This is a genomic window from Streptomyces sp. NPDC054872, from assembly GCF_053610705.1.
Genome location: NZ_JBSGYY010000002.1, coordinates 66,279 through 89,168 on the forward strand (window position 1 = coordinate 66,279; position 22,890 = coordinate 89,168).

The window sequence follows — 22,890 nt, forward strand, 5'->3', positions numbered from 1 at the left end:
GCCCTGACGTCCGGTCGGGTTACGCCGGACGCGGCATACGGGGGACGGACGCGAGTGAGGCGGACCCGGTGCCGGGCCCGCCTCACTCGTCGAACGTAAGTGCCTGTGCCGCTTGTGGTCGGCTACTTCACCGCCCCCGCCATCACGCCGGACACGAACTGCCGCTGGAACGCGAAGAAGACGGCCAGCGGGATCACCATCGAGATGAACGCGCCCGGCGCCAGGATCTGCACGTTGTCGCCGAAGGACCGCACCTGTTGCTGGAGTGCGACCGTGATCGGCGGACTCTTGGAGTCGGCGAAGATCAGCGCGATCAGCATGTCGTTCCAGACCCAGAGGAACTGGAAGATGCCGAGCGAGGCGATCGCCGGTGCGCCGAGCGGCATCACCACCCGGAAGAAGAGCCGCAGTTCACCGGCTCCGTCCAGGCGTGCGGCCTCCAGGAGTTCGCGGGGGATCTCCGCGAAGAAGTTCCGCAGCAGGAAGATCGCGAACGGCAGGCCGAAGGCCACGTGGAAGATGACCACGCCGATCGTCGACTCGAAGATCCCGATCGCGCCGAAGATCTTCGACACCGGAAGCAGCGCCACCTGTACGGGCACCACGAGCAGCCCGACCACACCGAGGAACCACCAGTCGCGGCCGGGGAACTCCATCCACGCGAAGGCGTATCCGGCGAGGGACCCGATGATCACGACGAGCAGAGTCGCCGGAACGGTGATCATGATGCTGGACAGGATCGAGTCGGTGATCGTCTCGTCCTTGAGGAGGGTCGTGTAGTTGTCCAGCGTCATCTGCGACGGCGTGCTGAAGACCTTCCACCAGCCGCTCTCCGCCATGTCGGCCGACGTACGCAGCGAACCGAGCAGCAGCCCGATCGTCGGCACCAGCCAGAACAGCGCGACGACGACGAGGAAGACGCGTACGGCGGTGCCGCTCAGGACGGCGGCGATCCGCCCCCCGAGCGACTGCTTCGCCTTCACCACTTCGACTTGGGTGGTCATCGTCGTCCCTCCCGCCGAAGTCGCCGGACGTTGCTGTGCTTTCCCGGGGGATAACCCCCGGACCCCCAGCCGGTCTGCGGGTTGCGCGTCATCGTCGCCCCTCCCGCCGAAGTCGCCGGACGTTGAAAAGCATCACCGGGATCACGAGGAGGAAGAGCAGCACGGCGATCGCGCTCGCCACGCCCGAATCCTCGTCGAGGAAAGCGGAGTTGTAGAGCTGGAGCGCCAGGACGTTCGCGTCGTCCTTCGAGGAGTTCGGCGCGATGATGAAGATCAGGTCGAAGATCTTCAGTACGTTGATCATGAGCGTGACCGCCACCACCGCGAGCACCGGCGCGAGGATCGGCACCGTGATCCTGCGGAACACCTGCCACTCGTTGGCGCCGTCCACGCGGGCGGCCTCCAGGAGCTCACGCGGCACGCTGGCGAGGCCGGCCGCGATCAGGACCATCGCGAAGCCCACCCAGATCCACAGGTACGAGCCGATCACCGCGGGCGTGATGAGGGAGGGGCCGAGCCAGTCCACGCCGTTGTACGGCTCGCGGAAGTTCGATGCCGGGAAACGGAGTTGGGAACCGTCCGCCTCCTTGGGAAGCGCGAAGGTGCCGTCCGCCGCGGCCTCCGCGGAGGCCACCACCTTGCCGTCCTTGACGGCCTCGATCTTGATCCCGGGATAGCCGAACTCGGCCTTGTCGGGGGCGTTGATCTCGCCCCTGCCCTTGCCGCGCGTGAAGTCCTGCCAGGCCGTGCCGGTGACCTTGTCGGGGTCCGGCTTCGCGGCCGCGGCGGACTTCGCGTCGCCGGGCATGTTGTCCGGCGCCACACCGGTCAGCGGCAGGGCCACCGGGGTGCCCGCGCTGACCGGCTCACGCGTGATGAACGCGCCGCCGCTCGCCGACTTCAGCGGTGACTCCGTACTGGGATGCGCCTGCGGGAAGGCGGACGACTCGGCGAACGTGTCGTGCACCCCCACCATCACGGCGTTGGCGACGCCCCGGTCCGGGTCCGACTCGTACACGAGCCGGAAGATGATGCCGGCCGCGAGCATCGAGATCGCCATCGGCATGAAGATGACCAGCTTGAACGCCGTGCCCCAGCGGATCCGTTCGGTGAGCACGGCGAAGATCAGGCCGAGCCCGGTCGAGAGGGTCGGGGCGACGACCACCCAGATCGCGTTGTTCTTGATCGCGGTCAGGATGGTGTCGTCCGTGAACAGCGTCTTGTAGTTGCCGAACGCCGTGAAGTCGCCCGACTTGTCGAAGAAGCTGCGGAAGACCGAGTACCCGATGGGGTACAGGACGAGCGCGCCGAGCAGCACGAGCGCCGGTGCCAGGAACAGCACCGCCACACCCTTGTGCGTGCCCGTCACGCCCTTGCGCGGCTTGGGAGCCGGGGGCAGCGCCACACTGGGCGTGCCCCCGGCGTTCGCGGACGCCACCGCGTCAGTCCTTGTAGGCCGCTGCGGCGGCCGTCTCCAGCGCCTTCTGGGTGCCCGCGACGTCCTTCGGGTTCTTCAGGAAGTCCTGCAGCGCCTTCCACTCGCCCTTGCCGGGCGTGCCGCCGAAGGCCTGCGGGGCCTGGTCGGACATGTCGTAGCGGATGTCGTCGCCCGCGGCGATCAGCGCCTTGGCGATGCCCCGCTGCACGTCGTTCGGGTACGCCGCCGGATCGAGCTCCTTGTTCGGCGAGACGAAGCCGCCCGCCTCCGCCCAGATCTTGGCCGAGTCCGGCGAGGCGAGGAAGGTCAGCAGCGCCTGGGCGCCCTTGCTGTCCTTCAGCGCCACGGCGGCGTCGCCGCCGACGACCGCGGGGGACTCACCGTCACCGACCGCCGGGAACGGGAACACCTTGGCGTCCGTGCCGATTTCGGCCTTGGTCTCCGAGATCGGCAGGGAGACCATGTCGCCCTCGAAGACCATGCCCGCCTTGGGCTGGTCGCCGCCGGTGAACGTCTGCTTCACGGAGGCGGGGAACTCGGTCTGCAGGGCGCCGTTCGCGCCGCCCGCGACGAAGCCCTTCTTGCCGAAGAGCTCACCGAGCGTGGTCAGCGCCTCCTTCACGGAGGGGTCCGTCCACTTGATCTCGTGCTCGGCGAGGTCGTCGTACTTCTCCGGACCCGCCTGCGAGAGGTAGATGTTCTCGAACCAGTCGGTGAGCGTCCAGCCGTCGGCGCCCGCGACCGATATCGGCGGCACGCCGGAGTCGTACACGGTCTGGGCCGTCTTCATGAAGTCGTCCCAGGTCTTGGCCTCCTTGGCGCCCGCGTTGTCGAAGACCTTGGTGTTGTACCAGACCAGGGACTTGTTGGCGGCCTTGAAGTACACGCCGTACTGCTTGTCGTCGACGGCCCCGAGGTCCTGCCAGCCCTGTGCGTAGTTCTTGTCGAGCTGCTTCTGCGCCTCGGGCCCGACCGGCTTGGCCCACTTGTTCTCCACGGCCTGCTCGATCGCGCCGACCTGCGGAAGCATCGCGACGTCCGGCGGCTGGCCGCCCGCGACCTTCGACTCCAGGAAGCTGATGATGGGATCCTGCGCCGGTACGAAGGTGACCTCGGCCCCGGTCCGCTTCTCGAACTCGTCGAGGACCTTGAGGAAGACCTTCCGCTCGGAGCCGCCCCAGACGGCGGCCACGGAGACGGTCTGCCCGTCCAGCTTGGGCAGTTTCACCGCGGCGGCGCTCTCCTTGCCGCCGCCCTTGTCGCCGCTGTCCCCGTCGTCGTCACCGTCGCCGCCGCACGCGGTGACGGTGAGCGCGAGCGCGCCCGCGACGAAGGCCGCGGCGAACTTGGCGGTGGTACGCCGGTGGTGCGGTGCCCTGCGTGTTCGAAGACTGCTGCGCATCACTGCCCCGTTTCTCTGCCATGGCGAGTCCCGTGCGGTCTGTCTACGCCCGGGCGGGGAGGGGCGGCAAGAGCGCAAACAGTGTCAACCAGGTGATCGTGATGGCGTTGTGACGTGCCGTCATGCGGCCTGGTGCCCGGCGTCGGTGTGGAGGTGGCGCGGTGGTGGAGCGGAACCGCAGTGGAACTTCAGCGGAACTGGGCCGGAACTACAGGAGAGAGGGCACCTGGTCCGCGGCGACGGAGCGGGCGGCCCGCTCCAGCGCACTGGCCAGTAGCGCCAAGTCCGTTGGCCCGTTGCCCAGTTCACGCACCGGGCGCCGGGTCGGAGGATCGCCCATCCGCTCCCACTCCAGCGGGACGACCGTGGGCCGCACCGTGGACGTACGAGGAATGCGTCCCGTGACCCGCCCCGCCTGGAAGGGGCTCACCCGGCCGTCGGCCGTGCGGAGCTCGCCCCGGCCCGGGGCGGGCTCCTCTGGTCCCGGGGTGACGGCGTCCAGCACGATCCGCAGCGTCGCCCGCCGCCCCAGCTCCGTCTCCCGCATCCGCTCGCTGCGCGCGGTGGTGGCGACGAGATGCACCCCGAGCCGCTCCCCGTCCCGGGCCACGGCTTCGAGCGCCCGCACGACGGAGCCCGCGGCAGGCCGCCCGGGGGACCCGAGCGCGGGTGAGAGCAGCGCGTCGAAGTCGTCGACGAGCACGACGAGCCGGGGCAGCGGAGGTCCTGGCTCGACCCCCTTGCGGGCGGCGACGGGCCGCAGCCGCATCGTGGAACTCGGCGGAGCGTCCAGATCGTCCCCCGCGCCCCCGCCCCCGCCCCCGCCCCCGCCCCCGCCCGCGGTCTGGACGCTGACGCCGCTCCTGCCGGCCACACCGGCCTGAGGCGCCTGTGTGTGCCACTCGGCGAACCCGAGCCGTCCCAGGAGCTCGGCCCGCCGCTTCAGCTCGGCGGTCAGTGACTGGGCGAACTCCCGCATCCGGACGGGGTCGTTGGCGGCGAGATGTGTCGTGACGTGCGGCAGGTCCGTACAGACCGCGAGGCCCTCGACCAGCCGGACGTTCCCGCCGTTCGTGCCGCTGCCGCCGCTTCCCGTGGTGTCGCGTCCGTCGATCAGGACCATGCCGAGACGGTCCGGGCGCTCGGCCGCGGCCAGCGAGGCGGCGACGGAACGCAGCAGTTCCGTACGCCCGCTGCCCGTAGGGCCCTCGGCCAGGACATGCGGTCCCTCCGTGGCGAGGTCCACGACCACGGGTCCGCGCGGGCCCGCGCCGAGCACCGTCCAGGCCCGTCCGCCCAGCGCCTCGGCGTCATCGGCGGCCGCGGCCCACCGCGCCATCAGGGACGCGGGGGTGGCCCTGGCGAGCCCCAACTCATCGAGCAGGCGGGCCATTTGGGGCAGCGGAGCGGACACGCGCGCGTGTCCGTCGCCGGGCGCGCCGTCCGTGCGGAAAGGCGCGAGGGCGCGGGCGAACCGCTCGGCCCAGGCCTGCGACACCGCGTCCACCGCGGCGACCGTGCCGTGCCCCGCGAGCCGGCCGTCCACGGTCCGCAGCAGCCGAAGGGCGGTGGCCACGTCACCGCTGAGCAGCGCGACGGCACCGCAGGCGCGGAAGGCGGGCGACACGGAGCACGCGGCTTCGTACGTGGCCGTCACCGGGGAAGCGGGTGACGCGGCGGGGGTCTCCGCCAGGCAGACGACATGGATGCCGGCACCGGCCCCCTCCCGCGTCAGCCGCACCACTGCTTCGCGCAGCCCGGCCGACCCGGGGTCGCCGTCCACCACCACGACGGTGCGCGGCCCTGCCTCCGGGGTGCTCGCGGCGCCGCTGCCGTCGTCGTCGGCGGACTCCCGGTCCGCCACGTGGTCGTCCAGGCGCCGCAGCAGCTCTCCGGTGCGTGCGGACGCCTGCTCGCGGTCGTAGGCAAGGAGGAGGCGGCAGTCCTGGCCGTGCGTGGGCCGCAGATGCGGGAGCCAGCCGAGCCAGGACCACTCGGCGGTGCGCTCGGGTGCGGTCCGTGCCCGGTCCGTGCTGAGCAGCACGATCTCCAGGGCGTCGGGGGAGTGCAGCGCGGCGAGCTGGGCGACGACGGCACGGGTGAGGCCCGCGAGCCGCTCCCGCGGGCCGGCGAGGCCGAGCGCGCCCGCCTCCCGCAGGCTGACCGTCACGGGGACGGCGGGCAGCAGGCCACGCTCGTCGGGGGTCGCGCGGTCCACCGTGCCGAGCCGGACCGCGAGCGCCTCGGGGTGGCCCGGTCCGCGCTCCCAGAGCCGGGGGCCGGGGCCGAGCGCCGTGAGCAGCAGGGCCGCGGGGTCGGGCCAGGACTCCGGGGTCCGCGCGGCGGCGGCCACCGCGAGGTCCTCCGGGGTGGGAGCGGCCGGTTCGGGGAACGTGGCGTCGTTCCCCGTGCCGTACGCGTCGTCCTCGTGGCCCGCCGGGCCGTGTTCGTCGTCGCGGGCGCCCGTCAGCCGCCTGGCCCAGGCCGAGAGGCCGCCCCGCTTGCGGAGCGTGCGCGGCACGGGCGTCCCGCGCAAGGGGGTGCCGACGCGGGTGCTCTCGGCGTCCGGGGCGCCGCCCTGCTGCGGCACGAGCGGCGCGTCGGTGAGGGAGGTCTGGCCGAACGCCCCGTGGGCCCCGCCCTGGCCGCCCTCGCCCGCGGCGCCCCAGCCCGCGGAGCCGTACGCGTGATGGGTGCCGTCCGAGGGCGTGCGGCTCACTTCCGGGGGCGCGTTGTGGGGGGCCTCGGCGCTCGCGGTGACCCGCACGCGCACGTGTCCCTCGCCGTCCGGGGCCGTCGGCAGCGCGCCGCCCGTGCCGTCCCCGGCGGTGAACCGCAGCGCGGACTCGCCGAGCCGCAGCAGGGAACCGGGGGTCAGGCGCACCGGGCGGTCGGTGATCTCGTGGCCGTCGACCGTCGTGCCGTTCGTGGACCCCAGGTCGGTGACGGTGACCTGGCCGTCCGGGGTGAGCGTCACCGCGCAGTGCAGCCGCGAGACGTCCGGGTCGTCCAGCGGGACGTCCGCGTCCGCCGAGCGGCCGACGCGGATCTGGCCGCCGTGCAGCAGGTGCACACCGCCCGCGTCCGGGCCCGCGACCACGTGCAACTGGGCGGCGGCTCCGGCGAGTTCGGGCCCGGGCTCCGCGGGGGAGCCGAGGGAGAGCACCGCCCCGTCTATCAGCGGAGGCTCCCCGAGCGTGCAGCGCTGGGCGTCCAGGCGCTCCGACTCCGCGTACAGGACGACGGGTCCTTCGCCGCCCGCGACGACGGCGGCGAGACCGGAGGCGACGGTGGCCAGAGCGGTCCCCGCGGGGGCGGTGACCAGCACGTCACAGGCGCCGCGCGGCGCGGCGAGGCGGCCTTGGGGCTCGGCGGTCTGGCCGCTGCGCGGCCCGAGGACGGTCAGCCGGATCTGCATCGCCGTCAGCGGTCCCTTCTGCCCTTGCCGCCGGGCACGGGGACTCGCGCTGTGATTCCCCCCACCGCACACGGCCACGTCGGCCAGTAACAGACAAGCATCCTCGCACCTGCCACTGACAACACGCCCGGCGGCCACCCGTAAGTGATCTTGATTGGTCGGCTCTGCTCGGAAAAGTGCCTGCTTGGACCGTTGCGATCGCCGGTCATCCCTTCGTGACGAAGGTCAATTCGACGCCATCCGGCAACCAACGGCCCGCATGGGGCGTCTTTCCACCGAACAGCTGTCCGTTCACCCGATGGCCGCCGTGGAATGTGACCGGCCGGTGCCCCGTTCGGCGGCACTACAGTGGGTCGGAACACCATCCGGCGGGTAGCCGGGTCCGGACAGACCAGCCAGATCAGCAGGGAGCGCATGACGTGCGGCCGGTAGGCAGCAAGTACCTGCTCGAGGAGCCGCTCGGGCGCGGCGCCACGGGCACCGTCTGGCGAGCCCGCCAGCGCGAGACCGCGGGTGCCGAGGCGGCCGTTCCCGGCCAGCCCGGCGAGACCGTCGCGATCAAGGTCCTGAAGGAAGAGCTCGCCAACGACGCGGACATCGTGATGCGGTTCCTCCGCGAGCGATCCGTCCTCCTCAGGCTCACGCACCCGAACATCGTGCGGACCCGTGACCTGGTCGTCGAGGGAGAGCTCCTGGCCCTCGTCATGGACTTGGTGGAGGGCCCCGACCTGCACCGCTACCTCCGTGAGAACGGCCCGTTCACGCCGGTCGCGGCGGCCCTCCTGACCGCCCAGATCGCCGACGCCCTCGCCGCGAGCCACGCGGACGGGGTCGTGCACCGCGACCTGAAGCCCGCGAACGTCCTGCTCAAGCAGGATCCCGACGGTGCGATGCACCCGATGCTCACCGACTTCGGCATCGCGCGCCTGGCCGACTCCCCGGGCCTGACCCGCACCCACGAGTTCGTCGGCACGCCCGCGTACGTGGCGCCCGAGTCCGCCGAGGGCCGCCCGCAGACCAGCGCGGTCGACATCTACGGCGCGGGCATCCTCCTGTACGAGCTCGTCACCGGACGTCCGCCGTTCGGTGGCGGCTCGGCCCTGGAGGTCCTGCACCAGCACCTGAGCGCCGAACCGCGCCGCCCCTCCACGGTCCCGGACCCGCTGTGGACGGTCATCGAACGGTGCCTCAGCAAGAACCCCGACCACCGCCCCAGTGCCGAGAACCTCGCGCGCGGCCTGCGGGCCGTCGCGGACGGCGTGGGCGTGCACGCGTCCAGCGCGCAGATCGCCGCGGCCGAGGGCGTGGGCGCCCTCCTGATGCCCGACCCGGACCCCGCCATGGTGCCGGGCACGGCCGGAGCCGCCGACCCCACCCAGGCGCTTCCGCACAACGCGGGCTCGTACGACCCGAACGCGGCGACGAGCGTCATGCAGAACACCGGCTCCGGGGACGCCGACCCCACATCGGTGCTCCCCTCCGGAAGCCGCGGCGCCGCCGACCCGACGGCCGTCATGCCGCCGGTGCCGCCGAACCAGCCGGGCGCCGACCCGAACGACCCGCACCCCTGGCAGAACCAGATGCGGGCCGCACGGGACCGCAACGACCAGACGCAGGTCCAGTCGTACCTGGACCCCAGCCAGGACCCGCTGCGCCGCCGTCGCCCCCAGCGCCAGGTGCAGCAGCCGCAGCCGCAGCAGCAGCGCCCCCAGCAGTACGCGCCTCAGCAGCAGCGCGGGCAGCAGTACGCCCCGCAGCAGCAGCCCCAGCAGCGTCAGCAGTACGCGCCGCCGCCGCAGCAGGCGCCGCCGCCCCAGCAGCCGCCCGCGGGACGGCCGCCGCGTGAGCCCAGGCAGCGCGGCTCGAACCCGAACCGGATGAAGATCCCGGGTCTCGGCTGCCTCAAGGGATGCCTCTTCACGCTCATCATCCTCTTCGTGGCGAGCTGGCTCGTCTGGGAGCTGAGCCCGCTCCAGGAGTGGATCGGCACGACGAAGGGCTACTGGGAACAGCTGACGGACTGGTACGACACGGTCTCCGGCTGGATGGGCAAACTGGGCGGCAAGTAGCCGTCCGGTGGTCAGCGGTGGGCGAATCCCCTCCCCGCTCTGGGGATTTGTCGACACCTGCGGGGTGATTTCTGCTCCTGGAGTGAAGGTTGGCGTCGAGGCCGCGTAGTTTTGTCGCCAACACGCATCCGTAGGAGCAGTCTTGGCACGCAAGATCGGCAGCCGGTACACCGCCCACCAGATCCTTGGTCGGGGCAGCGCCGGCACGGTGTGGCTCGGCGAAGGACCCGAGGGTCCCGTCGCCATCAAGCTGCTGCGCGAGGACCTGGCGTCCGACCAGGAGCTGGTCGGCCGCTTCGTCCAGGAGCGCACGGCCCTGCTCAGCCTCGACCACGCGCGCGTGGTGGGCGTCCACGACCTGGTGGTCGACGGGAACGACCTCGCCCTCGTCATGGACCTCGTCCGGGGCACGGACCTGCGCACCCGCCTCGACCGCGAGCGCCGTCTCGCCCCCGAGGCGGCGGTGGCGATCGTTGCGGACGTCGCGGACGGCCTCGCCGCGGCGCACGCGGCGGGAATCGTGCACCGTGACGTGAAGCCGGAGAACGTCCTGCTCGACATGCAGGGTCCGCTGGGCCCCGGCGGCTCGCACCCCGCCCTGCTCACGGACTTCGGCGTCGCCAAACTGATCGACTCCCCGCGCAGGACCCGCGCGACAAAGATCATCGGCACGCCGGACTACCTCGCCCCGGAGATCATCGAGGGCCTGCCCCCGCGCGCGGCGGTCGACATCTACGCCCTCGCCACCGTCCTGTACGAGCTTCTCGCGGGCTTCACCCCCTTCGGCGGCGGCCACCCCGGAGCGGTCCTGCGCCGCCACGTCACGGAGACCGTCGTCCCCCTCCCGGGCATCCCGGACGAGCTCTGGCAGCTGATGGTCCAGTGCCTGGCGAAGGCCCCGGCGTCCCGGCTGCGCGCCTCGGAGCTCGCGGCGCGGCTGCGGGAGCTGCAGTCCCTGGTCGCGGGGATGCCGCCGCTGGACGTGGACGAGCCGGACACGGAACCGCCCCCCGAAGAGGCGGAGGAGGAGCCGGCACCGGAGCCGTCCGCGGGCACCCCCCGGCGCGGAGCGGTCCCCCTCGTCCCCGGTTCGTCCCCCGACTCGAACCGCGACACCCACACCTCCATGCGCGTCCCGGGCCCGGACGAGCTCGCCGGGGGCGCCCGAGGCACCGCCCGTGCCCCCCGGGCGTCCGGCTCGGCCCGCCCCGGCTCGGCCCGCCACCGTTCGTCCGCCCGCCGCCGCAGGATCACGCTGGGCGTGGCGGGAGCGGTCCTGGTGGCGGCCGCGGGCATCGGCACCTGGGCGGCCACCAACGGCGACGACGCGGACGCGAAGCCCCAGGACACACAGAACTCCTCTCCCGAGGTTCCCTGACCCGCGGTAGTCAGCCGGGTGGGCAGGACAGGAAGGCTCCGCCCCACCCCGCAGGGGCCAGGCGGCGCACGGCGAGGCGGCCCCGCCGACCGGGCGGCACCCCCGGACCCGTAGCCGTGAGGGAAGACCGCTTGCGTCCAGCCGTTAGGCTGGTCCCGTGGCAGTCGTCGATGTATCCGAAGAGCTCAAGTCCCTCTCCTCGACCATGGAGTCGATCGAGGCCGTCCTGGACCTCGACAAGCTGAGGGCAGACATCGCCGTGCTCGAGGAGCAGGCGGCCGCGCCGTCCCTGTGGGACGACCCGGAAGCGGCACAGAAGATCACCAGCAAGCTGAGCCACCTCCAGGCGGAGGTGCGGAAGGCCGAGGCCCTGCGCGGGCGTATCGACGACCTCAGCGTGCTCTTCGAGATGGCGGAGGAGGAGGACGACCCGGACACCCGGGCCGAGGCCGAGACCGAGCTCACCGCCGTCAAGAAGGCGCTGGACGAGATGGAGGTCCGCACACTCCTCTCCGGCGAGTACGACGCCCGCGAGGCACTCGTCACCATCCGCGCGGAGGCCGGCGGCGTCGACGCCTCCGACTTCGCCGAGAAGCTGCAGCGCATGTACCTCCGCTGGGCCGAGCGCCACGGCTACAAGACGGAGCTCTACGAGACCTCGTACGCGGAAGAGGCCGGCATCAAGTCGACCACCTTCGCCGTCCAGGTCCCGTACGCGTACGGCACGCTCTCGGTCGAGCAGGGCACGCACCGCCTCGTCCGCATCTCGCCCTTCGACAACCAGGGCCGCCGCCAGACGTCCTTCGCCGGAGTCGAGATCCTCCCGGTGGTCGAGCAGACCGACCACATCGAGATCGACGAGTCCGAGCTGCGCATCGACGTCTACCGCTCGTCGGGCCCCGGCGGCCAGGGCGTCAACACGACCGACTCCGCGGTCCGCCTGACGCACATCCCGACCGGCATCGTCGTCTCCTGTCAGAACGAGCGCTCGCAGATCCAGAACAAGGCGAGCGCCATGAACGTCCTCCAGGCCAAGCTCCTCGAGCGCCGCCGCCAGGAGGAGCAGGCGAAGATGAACGCCCTCAAGGGGGACGGCGGCAACTCCTGGGGCAACCAGATGCGTTCGTACGTCCTGCACCCGTACCAGATGGTCAAGGACCTGCGCACGGAGTGCGAAGTGGGCAACCCCGAGTCCGTGTTCAACGGCGAGATCGACGGTTTCCTGGAGGCCGGAATTCGCTGGCGCAAGCAGCAGGAGAAGTAAGCGCCGCTTTATCGACAAGGCAACTGCCGCCCATGAGGCGGCAGTTGCCTTTTACGTCACAGTCACATCTCCGTACGCCGGTCAACTGCTGCTATTTCAGACATCGCGCGCGCAACGACCTTGACGTTGCTGTGGAAACTGGAAAGGCTACCGAGCGGCATGCGTATCTCTGGGGCGCGTGTGATCTGTGGGGGCCGATCAAGCGCCCCCGACGAACGCAGTCCCGGACGCTGCCTCACTGACGATTCAGCTACTGGGGGTAGCAGCCAGATGACCAAGAAGACGCGGATCCGCGTAGCACGCATAGCGGCCGGTGCGGTGATCGCCGCAGGTGCTTCGCTGACCGCCGCCGGTGCCGCCTCGGCCCTCGACGTAGGTGTCGACCTCGGCGGCGCGAGCGCCAGCGCCAGCGCCGACGAGAACGGCATCGGCGTCGACGTCGGCATCGGCGAGGACGACGACGAGCCGACCGCCGGGCCCACCGAGCCCACGGCGATCCCGACGGAGCCCACCGAGGAGCCGACGGAGCCCACGGAGGAGCCGACCGAGCCCACCGAGGAGCCCACGGAGCCGACCGAGGAGCCCACGGAGCCCACCGAGGACCCGACGGACCCGGGTACGCCCACCGAGGACCCGAGCGACCCCGGTAACGGCAACGGCACCGGAGGCGGCAACGGCAACGGTGGCGGCAACGGCACCGGCGGCAACGACAACGACCCCGACGGCGGCTCCAACCCCGTCGAGCAGGGCAAGGGCAAGGACAGCCTGACCGACACGGGTTCCACCCCGGTCGAGCAGGGTGACAAGGCCGACAAGGGCGAGCTCGCCGAGACGGGCGCCGCCGAGACCACGTTCCTGCTGATCGGCGCCGCGACGATGATCGCCGGCGGCATCGGCTTCCGCATCCTGCCGCGCTTCGCCGGCAACCGCGGCGCGGCCGCCTGATCCAGGGCGACGGCACCCGCGTACGGGAACGTGCGCGGAGCGTGACATGACAGAAGGGCCCGGAGCAGCCAGCTCCGGGCCCTTCTGGTGTCCTGGCACGCGCCTCAGGCGTACTGAGCGGCGCGCTAAGCGGTCTGGTGCGCCAGCAGGGCCACCGCCGCGATCAGCACGACGAGCACCCCTATCAGGGCCGCAGGGCTGAGACCGCCGAACGGTCCCTCCTGCTGCAGGCGCTCGCGGCTGGCCCGGCAGACGGGGCAGCGGCCTTCACTCACGGGCCCCGCGCAGTTCGCGCACACCAACCTGTCATGGGTCATGCGCTTCTCCTCCCGCACAGTTACAGCCTGCCCAACGCTAGAGGGAACCCAACCGTTCCCCCTACCACTGTGCCAGCTTCCACGAATTTCGGCGCGGCCCGCCCGTCCTCGTCGGTTTCCGACTGTTACGTTCCGTGGTATATCCGCGACAATTCGCGCAACTCAGGACGCTGACTGCGCTCGCACACCGGCTTCGCGTATGGTCACGCTCACCTACCCCCGGCGACCCGTGGTGCATCCGTGATCCGATTCGACAACGTCTCCAAGGCCTACCCCAAGCAGACCCGGCCCGCCCTCCGGGATGTCTCCCTGGAGATCGAGAAGGGCGAGTTCGTCTTCCTGGTGGGCTCCTCCGGCTCCGGAAAGTCCACCTTCCTGCGTCTGGTCCTGCGCGAGGAGCGCACCAGCCACGGCCAGGTGCACGTCCTCGGCAAGGACCTCGCGCGCCTCTCCAACTTCAAGGTGCCGCACATGCGGCGCCAGTTGGGCACCGTCTTCCAGGACTTCCGACTCCTTCCGAACAAGACCGTCGGCGAGAACGTCGCCTTCGCGCAGGAAGTCATCGGCAAGTCCCGCGGCGAGATCCGCAAGTCCGTGCCCCAGGTCCTCGACCTCGTCGGTCTCGGCGGCAAGGAGGACCGGATGCCCGGCGAGCTCTCCGGTGGTGAGCAGCAGCGGGTGGCGATCGCGCGAGCCTTCGTCAACCGGCCGAAGCTCCTCATCGCCGACGAGCCGACCGGCAACCTCGACCCGCAGACCTCGGTCGGCATCATGAAGCTGCTCGACCGGATCAACCGGACCGGCACGACCGTCGTCATGGCGACCCACGACCAGCAGATCGTGGACCAGATGCGCAAGCGGGTCATCGAGCTGGAGAAGGGCCGTCTCGTCCGCGACCAGTCGCGCGGCGTCTACGGCTACCAGCACTGACGACCCGTACTGATCCACCGCACTGATCCACTGAAAGGGAGCCATGCGCGCCCAGTTCGTCCTGTCGGAGATCGGCGTCGGTCTCCGCCGGAATCTCACGATGACCTTCGCGGTCATCGTCTCCGTGGCCCTCTCGCTCGCCCTGTTCGGCGGCTCGCTGCTCATGCGTGACCAGGTGAGCACGATGAAGGGCTACTGGTACGACAAGGTCAACGTCTCGATCTTCCTGTGCAACAAGGCCGACGCCGAACAGGACCCGAAGTGCGCCAAGGGCGCGGTCACGAACGAGCAGAAGGAGCAGGTCAAGGCCGACCTGCGGAAGATGCCCGTCGTGGACACGGTCACCTACGAGTCGTCCGACGAGGCGTACAAGCACTACAAGGAGCAGTTCGGCGACTCCCCGCTGTCCAGCTCCCTCACGCCGGACCAGATGCAGGAGTCGTACCGCGTCAAGTTGAAGGACCCGGAGAAGTACCAGGTCGTCGCGACCGCCTTCTCCGGTCGTGACGGCGTGCAGTCCGTGCAGGACCAGAAGGGCTATCTGGACAACCTCTTCGAGCTTTTGAACGGCATGAACTGGGCGGCGCTGGCGGTGATGGCGCTGATGCTCGTCGTCGCGCTGATGCTGATCGTCAACACCGTGCGTGTCTCCGCGTTCAGCCGGAGACGTGAAACCGGCATCATGCGGCTCGTCGGCGCGTCCAGCTTCTACATCCAGATGCCGTTCATCATGGAGGCGGCCGTCGCCGGTCTCATCGGTGGCGGCGTCGCCTGCGGCATGCTCCTCGTGGGCCGGTACTTCCTCATCGACCACGGCCTCGCGCTCTCCGAGAAGCTGAATCTGATCGACTTCATCGGGTGGGACGCGGTCCTCGCCAAGCTGCCCCTGGTGCTGGCCATCGGCCTGCTGATGCCCGCGCTCGCCGCGTTCTTCGCGTTGCGCAAGTATCTGAAGGTGTGACAAAACCCGCCTGTTCCGAAGGGCGTTGTACGGTTCAACCGACCGTGCGGCGCCCTTCGTTGTCCTAGACTCACCGGCATGTCAGGCCCCGACCGGTTCTGTGAACTGCTCTCCCGGCCCCGCCGTATCCGACGCGGGGCCGCCCTGACATTGGTGTTCGCGAGCGTGCTCGCCACCGGTGCGGCCACCGGGTCCTGGAGTGAGGCGTCCGGTGAAGGCCGGAAGTCGCCTGCCCCGTCCACCCGTTCCGTCGTCTCGTCCGGTGACGCCGCCGACGAGGCGGCCGACGCCGCTGCCGAGGCGATGGCCGACGGCAAGTCCGGCAAGAAGGCCGCGGAGGAAGCCGTCAGCCGCAGCGGTGACCGCTGGGGATCGGTCTACTCCCCCGGGGAGTACCAGGAGTTCGAGCAGGCCCTCGACGGCGCGTACACCGGCGTCGGTCTCTGGGCCAGGCGCGCGGAGGACGGCCGTATCGAGGTCTCCCGGGTCCAGCGCGGCGGCCCCGCCGACCAGGCCGGCATCCGCGAGGGTGACCGGCTCCGCAGCATCGACGGCAAGCGCGTGGCGGGACGTCCCGTCACCGAGGTCGTCTCCCTGCTGCGCGGCGCCCGCGCCGGCACCCCGGTCGAGCTCGGCCTGGAGCGGGGCACGCGCGCGTGGAGCGAGACGCTGCGCAGGGCCCGCCTCTCCACGGACTCCGTCACGGTCACGCAGCTCGCGGGCGGCGCGGTCATGATCAAGGTCGAGGCCTTCACCAAGGGCGCGGGCGAGCGCGTGCGGTCAGCGGTGCGCGACGCCCCCGAGGGCGCCGGGATCCTCCTTGACCTGCGGGGCAACTCCGGGGGCCTGGTGTCGGAGGCGGTCACCGCGGCCTCGGGTCTCGTGGACGGCGGCCTGGTGGCGACGTACGACGTGCGCGGCCGGCAGAAGGCCCTGCACGCCGAGCGTGGTGGCGACACCACCCGTCCGGTGGTCGCGCTGGTCGACGGCGGCACGATGAGCGCGGCCGAGCTGCTCACGGGCGCCCTGCAGGACCGTGGCCGCGCGGTCGTGGTGGGCTCGAAGACGTTCGGCAAGGGATCGGTCCAGATGCCGAGCCGGCTGCCCGACGGTTCGGTCGCCGAGCTGACGGTCGGGCATTACCGCACTCCTTCGGGGCAGGCGGTCGACGGCCGGGGCATCACGCCGGACCTGGAGGTCGAGGACGGCGCCGAGACGCGGGCCGAGACAGTATTGACTGGCCTCGGACCCCCCTCGTAGTGCGAAAATGGCCGCACTATGGCGAAGGAAAAGGTAAAGCGCAAGGCCGCGAAGGCCGCCGAGAAGGCACCCGCCCGGAAGATGGTCGCGCAGAACAAGAAGGCGCGGCACGACTACCACATCCTGGACACGTACGAGTGCGGCCTGGTGCTCATGGGCACCGAGGTCAAGTCGCTGCGGATGGGCAGGGCCTCCCTGGTGGACGGCTTCGTGCACATCGACAACGGCGAGGCGTGGCTGCACAACATCCACGTCCCGGAGTACGTGCAGGGCACCTGGACCAACCACTCGGCCACGCGGAAGCGCAAGCTCCTGCTGCACCGTGCGGAGATCGACAAGCTGGATTCGAAGTCTCAGGAGACGGGTCACACCATCGTGCCCCTGGCCCTGTACTTCAAGGACAGCCGGGTCAAGGTCGAGATCGCCCTTGCCAAGGGCAAGAAGGAGTACGACAAGCGTCAGACGCTCAAGGAGAAGCAGGACCTGCGTGAGACGAACCGCGCCGTCGCGGACGTCAAGCGGCGTCAGCGCAGCGCCTGACCGCCGGGTCCCGTGGGTCCCGCCGGGCCACGCGGGAATTGGCTGGCCCCGTCGGGTGTTGGTCACGTACGATGGGCACTGCACCTCACAGCGGGTGCGTGTTTTGAAAAATCAACATGGGGATGATCGGTTTCGACAGCGGATGTCGAAGCAGGGGAAGCGAGCCGAGGAAGCGACAATGATCTCGTAAACCACATGTCGCAACCAATAATCGCCAATTCCAAGAGCGATTCCCAGTCCTTCGCCCTCGCTGCCTAATAAGCAGTGAGTGAAGGACCCTTAATGGGTGTCAGCCCGGGAGTGTTCCCGACCCGGATCCTGGCATAATCTAGGGAACTAAACCATCGAGTCCGGTCACGGGGCTCGATGGGAAATCAAACAGTGACTGGGCCCGTCGGAGACTTGTTCGCGAGATCTCCGGGGCCGAGAAAATCGTAGCGAACTGCGCTCGGAGAAGCCCTCCTTTTGCACCGTTGGACGCGGGTTCGATTCCCGCCATCTCCACAATTCCCATGTGAGGTTAAAGCCCTCCGGCCGGTGGTCGGGGGGCTTTTTCCGTGTGCGGGGAACGCGCCGTACGGGCACATCCTCTGGGCATGTGACTCGTTATTGCAACCGAGTGCAGGTTCCCCAACGGCCGGGCGGCACGGAATCCCGGCCGAGTACGCAAGCGCAGGAGGCAGTCGCTTGGATGCCACCGTCACTCTCTTAGGCTCGATTTTCGCCAGCCTGGGAGTTCTCGGCGCAGCAGTGGTGGCCTATCTCGGCAAGCGCAGTGAGAACGCGCTCACCGGCTACTCCAGCCTCACGGAGAGACTCCAGACCGAGCGTGACCGACTGGAGCGGCAGGTCGCCGAACGCGACACGAAACTCGCCGAATTGAACGCCCTGCACGTCCATGACCAGAGCGAGATCGCCCGGCTGCTCATCGACAACCAACGGCTCGGAGGCACTCCGTGACCCAGCTCGAGCGACTGCTGGCCCGCCGTTGGCGCAGCGTATTCCTCGTCTGTGTGCTGGTCGCGCTCTGCGGGGTCGCGGCGCTGCTCTGGGCCCGCATCGACGCGGGTGACCGCCGTGCCGACCAGCTCGCCACGGAGGCGGACCGGCGCGGCGAGGCCGTGTCCACCCTGGCCCGCGACGTACGGACCCTGCGCGCGCAGGTCCGCTCGCACGGTGACACCCCTGCCGCGCCCGACCCCGCCGACGCCGTCGACGACCTGCTGTCCCGGGCGCGGGTGCCCGGATCGCCGGGCGCCACCGGCTCCCAGGGCCAGGACGGCAAGCAGGGCGAGAAGGGGACGCCGGGGGCCGGCGGCCGGCCGGGCGGCCAGGGAGAGGCGGGAAAGCCCGGTGAGGCGGGAGCGTCCGGCGAGCCGGGTCCGGCAGGGGCCGACGGCACGGACGGCGCGAACGGCGAACGAGGACCGGAAGGACCGGCAGGCGCGGCGGGCCCACCGGGCGCCAACGGCGCTGACGGCGCCAACGGATCCGACGGCGCGGGCGGTGCCTCGGGCCCCGAAGGCCCCGCGGGCCCGGCCGGGCCGCGCGGTGAGCGTGGGCCCAAGGGCGAGCCGGGCGACCGGGGCCCCGCCTGCCCCGACGGCTACAGCCTCCAGCAGTCACCCGGCGACCCCGACGCCCTGGTCTGCCGCCGCGCGAGCGTGACCCCGGCCGACCCCGCCCCCGCCCTGCTGCTCCTGGCCTCCCTGCTGCCCCGCTGCCGCCGCACGCCCTGCGCACCCGGGCTGGGCGCGCGGTAGGCGGGTGGTGCGTCCTCGCGGCCTACGTGGCCGGAGTGGGGGCTGTCGCGGAAGGCTGTCGTCGGGGGGTGCTCCTGGCCTCCCTGCTGCCCCGCTGCCGCCGCACGCCCTGCGACCCGGGCTGGGCGCGCGGTAGGCGGGTGGTGCGTCCTCGTGGCGTACGTGGCCGGAGTGGGGGCTGTCGCGGGGGGCCGGAGTCGGGGATGCTCCTGGGTCATGAGTAGACCCGTGAGACGCGTCAACGCCCGTATGCGCCACTGGATCTGGCCCGCCGTGCTCGGCGTCGCGGCGGCCACCCTCTCCGTCAGCTCGCCGGCCGGGGCGGACTCCGACCGCAGCGGCCTGCCCGAAGCCATCGACACCATCCTCGGCGATCCCCGGATGGAGGGCGGCGCGGCGAGCGTCGTCGTCGCCGATGCCGCCTCCGGGGACGTGCTCTACCAACACCTGCCCAGCGGGCGCCTGATGCCCGCCTCCAACACCAAACTCCTGACGTCGGCGGCGGCCATGGAGCGGCTCGGCCCCGACCACCGCTTCACCACCGACGTGCTCACCGACGGCAAGCGGCGCGGCCGGGAGCTCTCCGGTGATCTGTATCTGCGCGGTACCGGCGACCCGACGACGCTCGCCAAGGACTACGACCGCCTCGCCGCGAAGATCGCCGATTCGGGCGTCCGGCGGGTCTCGGGGCGCCTGGTCGCGGACGACACCCGGTTCGACGACAAGCGCGTCGGCGACACCTGGGCCGCCGACGACGAATTCGCGTACTACGCCGCCCAGATCTCCGCGCTGAGCGTCGCCCCGGACACCGACTACGACACCGGGACGGTGATCGTCGAGGCCACACCGGGCGCGAAGGCCGGGGACCGGCCGAAGGTGACGGTGACCCCGAAGACGGACTACGTGGACGTCGACATCAGCGCGAGGACCGTCCCCTCGGGCGGCGAGGACACGCTCACCATCGAGCGCGAGCACGGCAGCAACACGATCACGGTCACCGGCACCGTGCCCGTGGGAGGCTCCGCCACCAAGGAGTGGATCGCCGTCTGGGAGCCGACCGGCTACGCGGCCGCGATCTTCCGGGACGCGCTGAAGGCACACGGGGTGCGGGTGAGCGGCCCGACGAAGGCCGGGATCGCCACCCCCAAGGGCGCGCGGCAGCTCGCGTCGCACGACTCCATGCCGCTCAGCGAGCTGATGATCCCCTTCATGAAGCTCTCCAACAACATGCACGCGGAGAACCTCACGAAGACGATGGGGTACGAGGCGACCGGGCGGCCCGGCAACTGGCCGGACGGACTCGCGGCGATCGGCGCCTACTTGAAGACGGCCGACGTCGACCCCGGCAAGCTGCGCCAGGCCGACGGCTCCGGGCTCTCGCGCAAGACCAACGTCCCCGCCGACCAGCTGATCAAGCTGCTGCTCTCGGCGAAGGGCGAGCCCTGGTACGCCGACTGGTACAAGTCGCTTCCGGTGGCCTGCGCCCCGGACAAGGCCGTCGGCGGGACACTGCGCACACGGATGTGCGGGACCCCGGCGGCACTCAACGTACGCGCGAAGACAGGGTCGTTGACCGGGGCTTCCGCTCTTTCGGGGTACGTGAAGGACGCGGGCGGGCGTGAGCTGGTGTTCAGCATCATCCTCAACAACTACCTGCCCTCTTCGGTGAAGGCCCTGGAGGACGCGATCGTCGTGACGCTCGCCAGGTCGACCGAGGACGAGGCCGTACTCGTCAGGCCGCGCTCGGAGCGTGGGGCCGAGCCGAGCGGGGACCTGGAGTGCTCGTGGCGCAAGCCTGCGCGATGCTGAGCAGCAGCGCGCAGCACGCGGCGGCGACCGGGACCGCGTAACCCTGGGCGGCACCTAGGTGCTCCACCACCCAGCCGCCGGAGGCCGAGCCGCAGGCGATGCCGCCGAGGAGTCCGGTGACGGCGAGGGTCATGCCCTCGTTCAACCGGCCCTCGGGGGTGCGCTGTTGGATCAGCGCCATGCCGGTGACCATCGTCGGGGCCGTCGCCATACCGGCGACAAGGAGAGCACCGGCGAGCACGAGGAGTGAGCCGGTGAGCGTGGCGGCGAGCAGCGGCAGCGTCATCAGGGCCGCCATCGCCACGGCGCACCGGATGTGACGGCGGTTCGGGGGCCCGCTCGGTTCGGCCGTCCCGTAGAGGAGGCCCGCCGCGCAGGAGCCCGCGGCCTGGAGCGCGAGGATCGCGCCCGCGGCGGTCTTGTGGCCCTCCGCGTCGGCGTACGCGATCGTCACGACCTCCATGGAGCCGAAGACGGCACCCGTGGCGAGGAAGGCGGCGAGCAGAGTGGGCATCCCGCGCGCGTGGAGGGGCGACTTCTCCTTGGCGGTCGTACGTCCCCGGGGCGGCGGTTCCGTCGAACGCTGGGCGGCGAAGAGCAGGACGCCGGTCAGGAGCAGCACGACTCCGATGAGGGTGCCCGCCTCCGGGAAGAGCGCACCGCACAGGAAGGCGGCGAGGACGGGGCCGAGCATGAAACACAGTTCGTCCGCGGCCTGCTCGAAGGAGTTGGCGGTGTGCACGGCCCGCTCGTCGTCCTTGAGGAGGTGAGTCCAGCGGGCCCGGGACATGCCGCCCGTGTTGGGTGTGGTGGCCGTCGCGGCGTACGCGGCGAACAGGGTCCAGTCGGGCGCTCCGTAGCGCACGCACAGCAGCAGCGCGAGCGAACCGAACGCGGCGATCGCGGTGGCCGGGACGGCGATCCGTGCCTGGCCGTACCGGTCGACCAGGCGCGCCGTCCAGGGGGCCACGACGGCGGTCGCGGCGAGACCCGTCGCGGTGACGGCGCCGGCGAGCGCGTACGAGTCGCGGGTCCCGGCGATCATGATGACGGCGCTCACGCTGAACATGCCCATGGGCAGGCGGGCGATGAGGTTGCCGATGGTGAAGGCGGTGGCTCCGGGTATCCGGAAGAGACGGGCGTAGGGATTGCGGCGGCGGGGCGCGCGGGATTCGGCGGGCGGCATGGGATCACCCTCACCGGGGCGCCGGTGTGAGGTCCAACACCTTCTGGGGCCCGACTCACGCACTCCTGTTGTAAGTTCCCGCGGGTGACAGCTGAGCCCCGCATACCCCGTGGCCCCGAGCGCGGTGTGCCCCGCGACGTGGAGCCCCGCCTCCTGCGCGCCTTCCTGGCCGTCTCCGAAGAGCTGCACTTCACCCGGGCCGCCGCCCGGCTGTACGTCGCCCAACAGGCACTGAGCCGTGATGTGCGCCGCCTGGAGCGCGAGTTGGGGGCCGAGCTGTTCGTGCGGACGACGCGGCAGGTCACTCTGACCGCCGAGGGGGAGCGGCTGCTGCCGTACGCGCGGCGGGCCATCGAGGCGCAGGACGACCTGACGACGGCCTTCGCGCGCGGCACGGGGTCCGGCGGCGCGGCCCGCCCGCTGCTCGTGGACCTGAACAGCCCGGGCCTCATCTCCGGGCGCGTCCTGGAGCGGGCCCGCGAGATCGTCCCGGACTGCGAGCTGATGGCCCGCTTCGAGAGCGGGCTCACCGGGGCCGCGGGCGAGATCCTCGCCGGGCGGCTCGACGTCTCCTTCGGTCGCTACGCCGGGCTCGAACCGGCGCTGCGGGCGCGGCTCTCGCAGCAGCCCGTGCGGTACGAGCCGATGGCGGTGCTGCTGCCGCTGGGCCACCCCCTGGCCGATTTTGACGCGGTGCCGCTCGGCGCGCTCGCGGGCGAGAGCGTGTACGCGGGGGCCGGAAACCCCCGGACGCTGGAGTGGACCGACCTGGCGCATCGCCTTTTCGAGGGACGCGGGATCGAGGTGGCGGCGCCCGCACCCCTGGCGGTGGGCCCCGAGGAGTTCGGAAGGATCATGGCCAAGAATCGCACCCCCGTCCTCACCGCGGTGGACTTCCCCGCCATGCCCGAATCCGTCCTGCGGCCCTTGATCGACCCCGTACCGCTGTCACCCGTGTCCCTGGTCTGGAGAAAGGGGCTCGTGCACCCGGGTGTCGAGGCGCTGCGCGCGGCCGCGGTCGAGCTTGCCGCCGCCGAGGGGTGGCTGCGAAGGCCCGAAGGCGGGTGGGTTCCGGCCACAGATGCACTCATCATGATGAGGCTGGACTGATGGATTAGTACGACTGACACCGCCGTGCGCTACATTCATGGTCCGGGCGCGGTGTGATAGGGGGGCGCTCGGATCGGGTGGGGGCTCGGTCCGAAC

At 71.1% G+C, this 22,890-nt stretch carries 18 protein-coding genes and 1 other RNA gene; 13 read left to right on the plus strand and 6 right to left on the minus strand.

The genetic code is table 11. The features are described from left to right. Nucleotides 1–122: 122 nt before the first annotated feature. The 4 genes from ACWGIH_RS02405 to ACWGIH_RS02420 all read right to left on the minus strand — a co-directional run bounded on the left by ACWGIH_RS02405 (nucleotide 123) and on the right by ACWGIH_RS02420 (nucleotide 7,262). Entirely contained in the window at nucleotides 123–1,004 is an 882-nt protein-coding gene (locus ACWGIH_RS02405) for a carbohydrate ABC transporter permease (protein ID WP_453448685.1), read from the minus strand. 88 nt (nucleotides 1,005–1,092) lie between these two features. Beyond that, nucleotides 1,093–2,373, minus strand: a complete 1,281-nt coding sequence (locus ACWGIH_RS02410) for a carbohydrate ABC transporter permease (protein WP_453448713.1) — start codon at nucleotides 2,371–2,373, stop codon at nucleotides 1,093–1,095. A 73-nt stretch (nucleotides 2,374–2,446) separates the two neighbouring features. Further along, the gene (locus tag ACWGIH_RS02415) at nucleotides 2,447–3,844 is read right to left on the minus strand and encodes an ABC transporter substrate-binding protein (protein ID WP_453448686.1); all 1,398 of its coding nucleotides are present in this window, start codon (nucleotides 3,842–3,844) and stop codon (nucleotides 2,447–2,449) included. A 208-nt stretch (nucleotides 3,845–4,052) separates the two neighbouring features. After that, entirely contained in the window at nucleotides 4,053–7,262 is a 3,210-nt protein-coding gene (locus ACWGIH_RS02420) for an FHA domain-containing protein (RefSeq protein WP_453448687.1), read from the minus strand. Nucleotides 7,263–7,681: 419 nt separating this feature from the next. Between ACWGIH_RS02420 and ACWGIH_RS02425 the strand changes: the two genes are divergently transcribed. The 4 genes from ACWGIH_RS02425 (at nucleotide 7,682) to ACWGIH_RS02440 (ending at nucleotide 12,918) form a co-directional block, all read left to right on the plus strand. Beyond that, complete coding sequence (locus ACWGIH_RS02425) at nucleotides 7,682–9,331, plus strand: serine/threonine-protein kinase (protein ID WP_453448688.1); 1,650 nt, start codon at nucleotides 7,682–7,684, stop codon at nucleotides 9,329–9,331. 142 nt (nucleotides 9,332–9,473) lie between these two features. After that, entirely contained in the window at nucleotides 9,474–10,709 is a 1,236-nt protein-coding gene (locus tag ACWGIH_RS02430) for a serine/threonine-protein kinase (protein WP_453448689.1), read from the plus strand. A 157-nt stretch (nucleotides 10,710–10,866) separates the two neighbouring features. After that, nucleotides 10,867–11,973, plus strand: coding sequence for a peptide chain release factor 2 (gene prfB, locus ACWGIH_RS02435; protein ID WP_367042449.1), 1,107 nt, complete (start codon nucleotides 10,867–10,869; stop codon nucleotides 11,971–11,973). Nucleotides 11,974–12,243: 270 nt separating this feature from the next. Next, nucleotides 12,244–12,918 (plus strand): hypothetical protein, encoded by a 675-nt coding sequence (locus tag ACWGIH_RS02440; RefSeq protein ID WP_453448690.1) that lies wholly within the window; start codon nucleotides 12,244–12,246, stop codon nucleotides 12,916–12,918. Between the two features lie 125 nt (nucleotides 12,919–13,043). Here ACWGIH_RS02440 and ACWGIH_RS02445 read toward each other — a convergent pair whose 3' ends face one another. Further along, nucleotides 13,044–13,235 (minus strand): hypothetical protein, encoded by a 192-nt coding sequence (locus ACWGIH_RS02445; RefSeq protein ID WP_160505338.1) that lies wholly within the window; start codon nucleotides 13,233–13,235, stop codon nucleotides 13,044–13,046. Nucleotides 13,236–13,475: 240 nt separating this feature from the next. On the opposite strand from ACWGIH_RS02445, the gene ftsE reads away from it, so the two are divergent. The 8 genes from ftsE to dacB all read left to right on the plus strand — a co-directional run bounded on the left by ftsE (nucleotide 13,476) and on the right by dacB (nucleotide 20,498). Continuing rightward, the gene (gene ftsE / locus ACWGIH_RS02450) at nucleotides 13,476–14,165 is read left to right on the plus strand and encodes a cell division ATP-binding protein FtsE (protein WP_030788113.1); all 690 of its coding nucleotides are present in this window, start codon (nucleotides 13,476–13,478) and stop codon (nucleotides 14,163–14,165) included. A 43-nt stretch (nucleotides 14,166–14,208) separates the two neighbouring features. Beyond that, nucleotides 14,209–15,126: a permease-like cell division protein FtsX gene (ftsX, locus tag ACWGIH_RS02455; RefSeq protein WP_453448691.1), complete on the plus strand. Its 918-nt coding sequence runs from the start codon at nucleotides 14,209–14,211 to the stop codon at nucleotides 15,124–15,126. A gap of 78 nt (nucleotides 15,127–15,204) precedes the next feature. Beyond that, nucleotides 15,205–16,386, plus strand: coding sequence for a S41 family peptidase (locus ACWGIH_RS02460; RefSeq protein WP_453448692.1), 1,182 nt, complete (start codon nucleotides 15,205–15,207; stop codon nucleotides 16,384–16,386). A gap of 18 nt (nucleotides 16,387–16,404) precedes the next feature. Beyond that, on the plus strand, nucleotides 16,405–16,926 hold the full coding sequence (gene smpB, locus ACWGIH_RS02465; RefSeq protein ID WP_453448693.1) for an SsrA-binding protein SmpB: 522 nt from the start codon (nucleotides 16,405–16,407) through the stop codon (nucleotides 16,924–16,926). A 118-nt stretch (nucleotides 16,927–17,044) separates the two neighbouring features. Continuing rightward, nucleotides 17,045–17,433, plus strand: a transfer-messenger RNA (tmRNA) gene (gene ssrA, locus ACWGIH_RS02470). A 180-nt stretch (nucleotides 17,434–17,613) separates the two neighbouring features. Next, nucleotides 17,614–17,886, plus strand: a complete 273-nt coding sequence (locus tag ACWGIH_RS02475; RefSeq protein WP_453448694.1) for a hypothetical protein — start codon at nucleotides 17,614–17,616, stop codon at nucleotides 17,884–17,886. After that, a complete protein-coding gene (locus ACWGIH_RS02480) occupies nucleotides 17,883–18,689 on the plus strand; it encodes a collagen-like protein (protein WP_453448695.1) in 807 nt (268 codons plus the stop codon). Before ACWGIH_RS02475 ends, ACWGIH_RS02480 begins: the two co-directional genes overlap by 4 nt. Before the next feature lie 216 nt (nucleotides 18,690–18,905). Continuing rightward, nucleotides 18,906–20,498 carry a D-alanyl-D-alanine carboxypeptidase/D-alanyl-D-alanine endopeptidase gene (dacB, locus tag ACWGIH_RS02485; RefSeq protein ID WP_453448696.1) on the plus strand — a complete coding sequence of 531 codons (1,593 nt, stop codon included), beginning with the start codon at nucleotides 18,906–18,908 and terminating at the stop codon, nucleotides 20,496–20,498. Here dacB and ACWGIH_RS02490 read toward each other — a convergent pair. Then, nucleotides 20,422–21,684, minus strand: coding sequence for an MFS transporter (locus ACWGIH_RS02490; protein ID WP_453448697.1), 1,263 nt, complete (start codon nucleotides 21,682–21,684; stop codon nucleotides 20,422–20,424). The genes dacB and ACWGIH_RS02490 overlap by 77 nt on opposite strands. Before the next feature lie 84 nt (nucleotides 21,685–21,768). Between ACWGIH_RS02490 and ACWGIH_RS02495 the strand changes: the two genes are divergently transcribed. Continuing rightward, on the plus strand, nucleotides 21,769–22,794 hold the full coding sequence (locus tag ACWGIH_RS02495; protein WP_453448698.1) for a LysR family transcriptional regulator: 1,026 nt from the start codon (nucleotides 21,769–21,771) through the stop codon (nucleotides 22,792–22,794). Nucleotides 22,795–22,890: the final 96 nt, after the last annotated feature.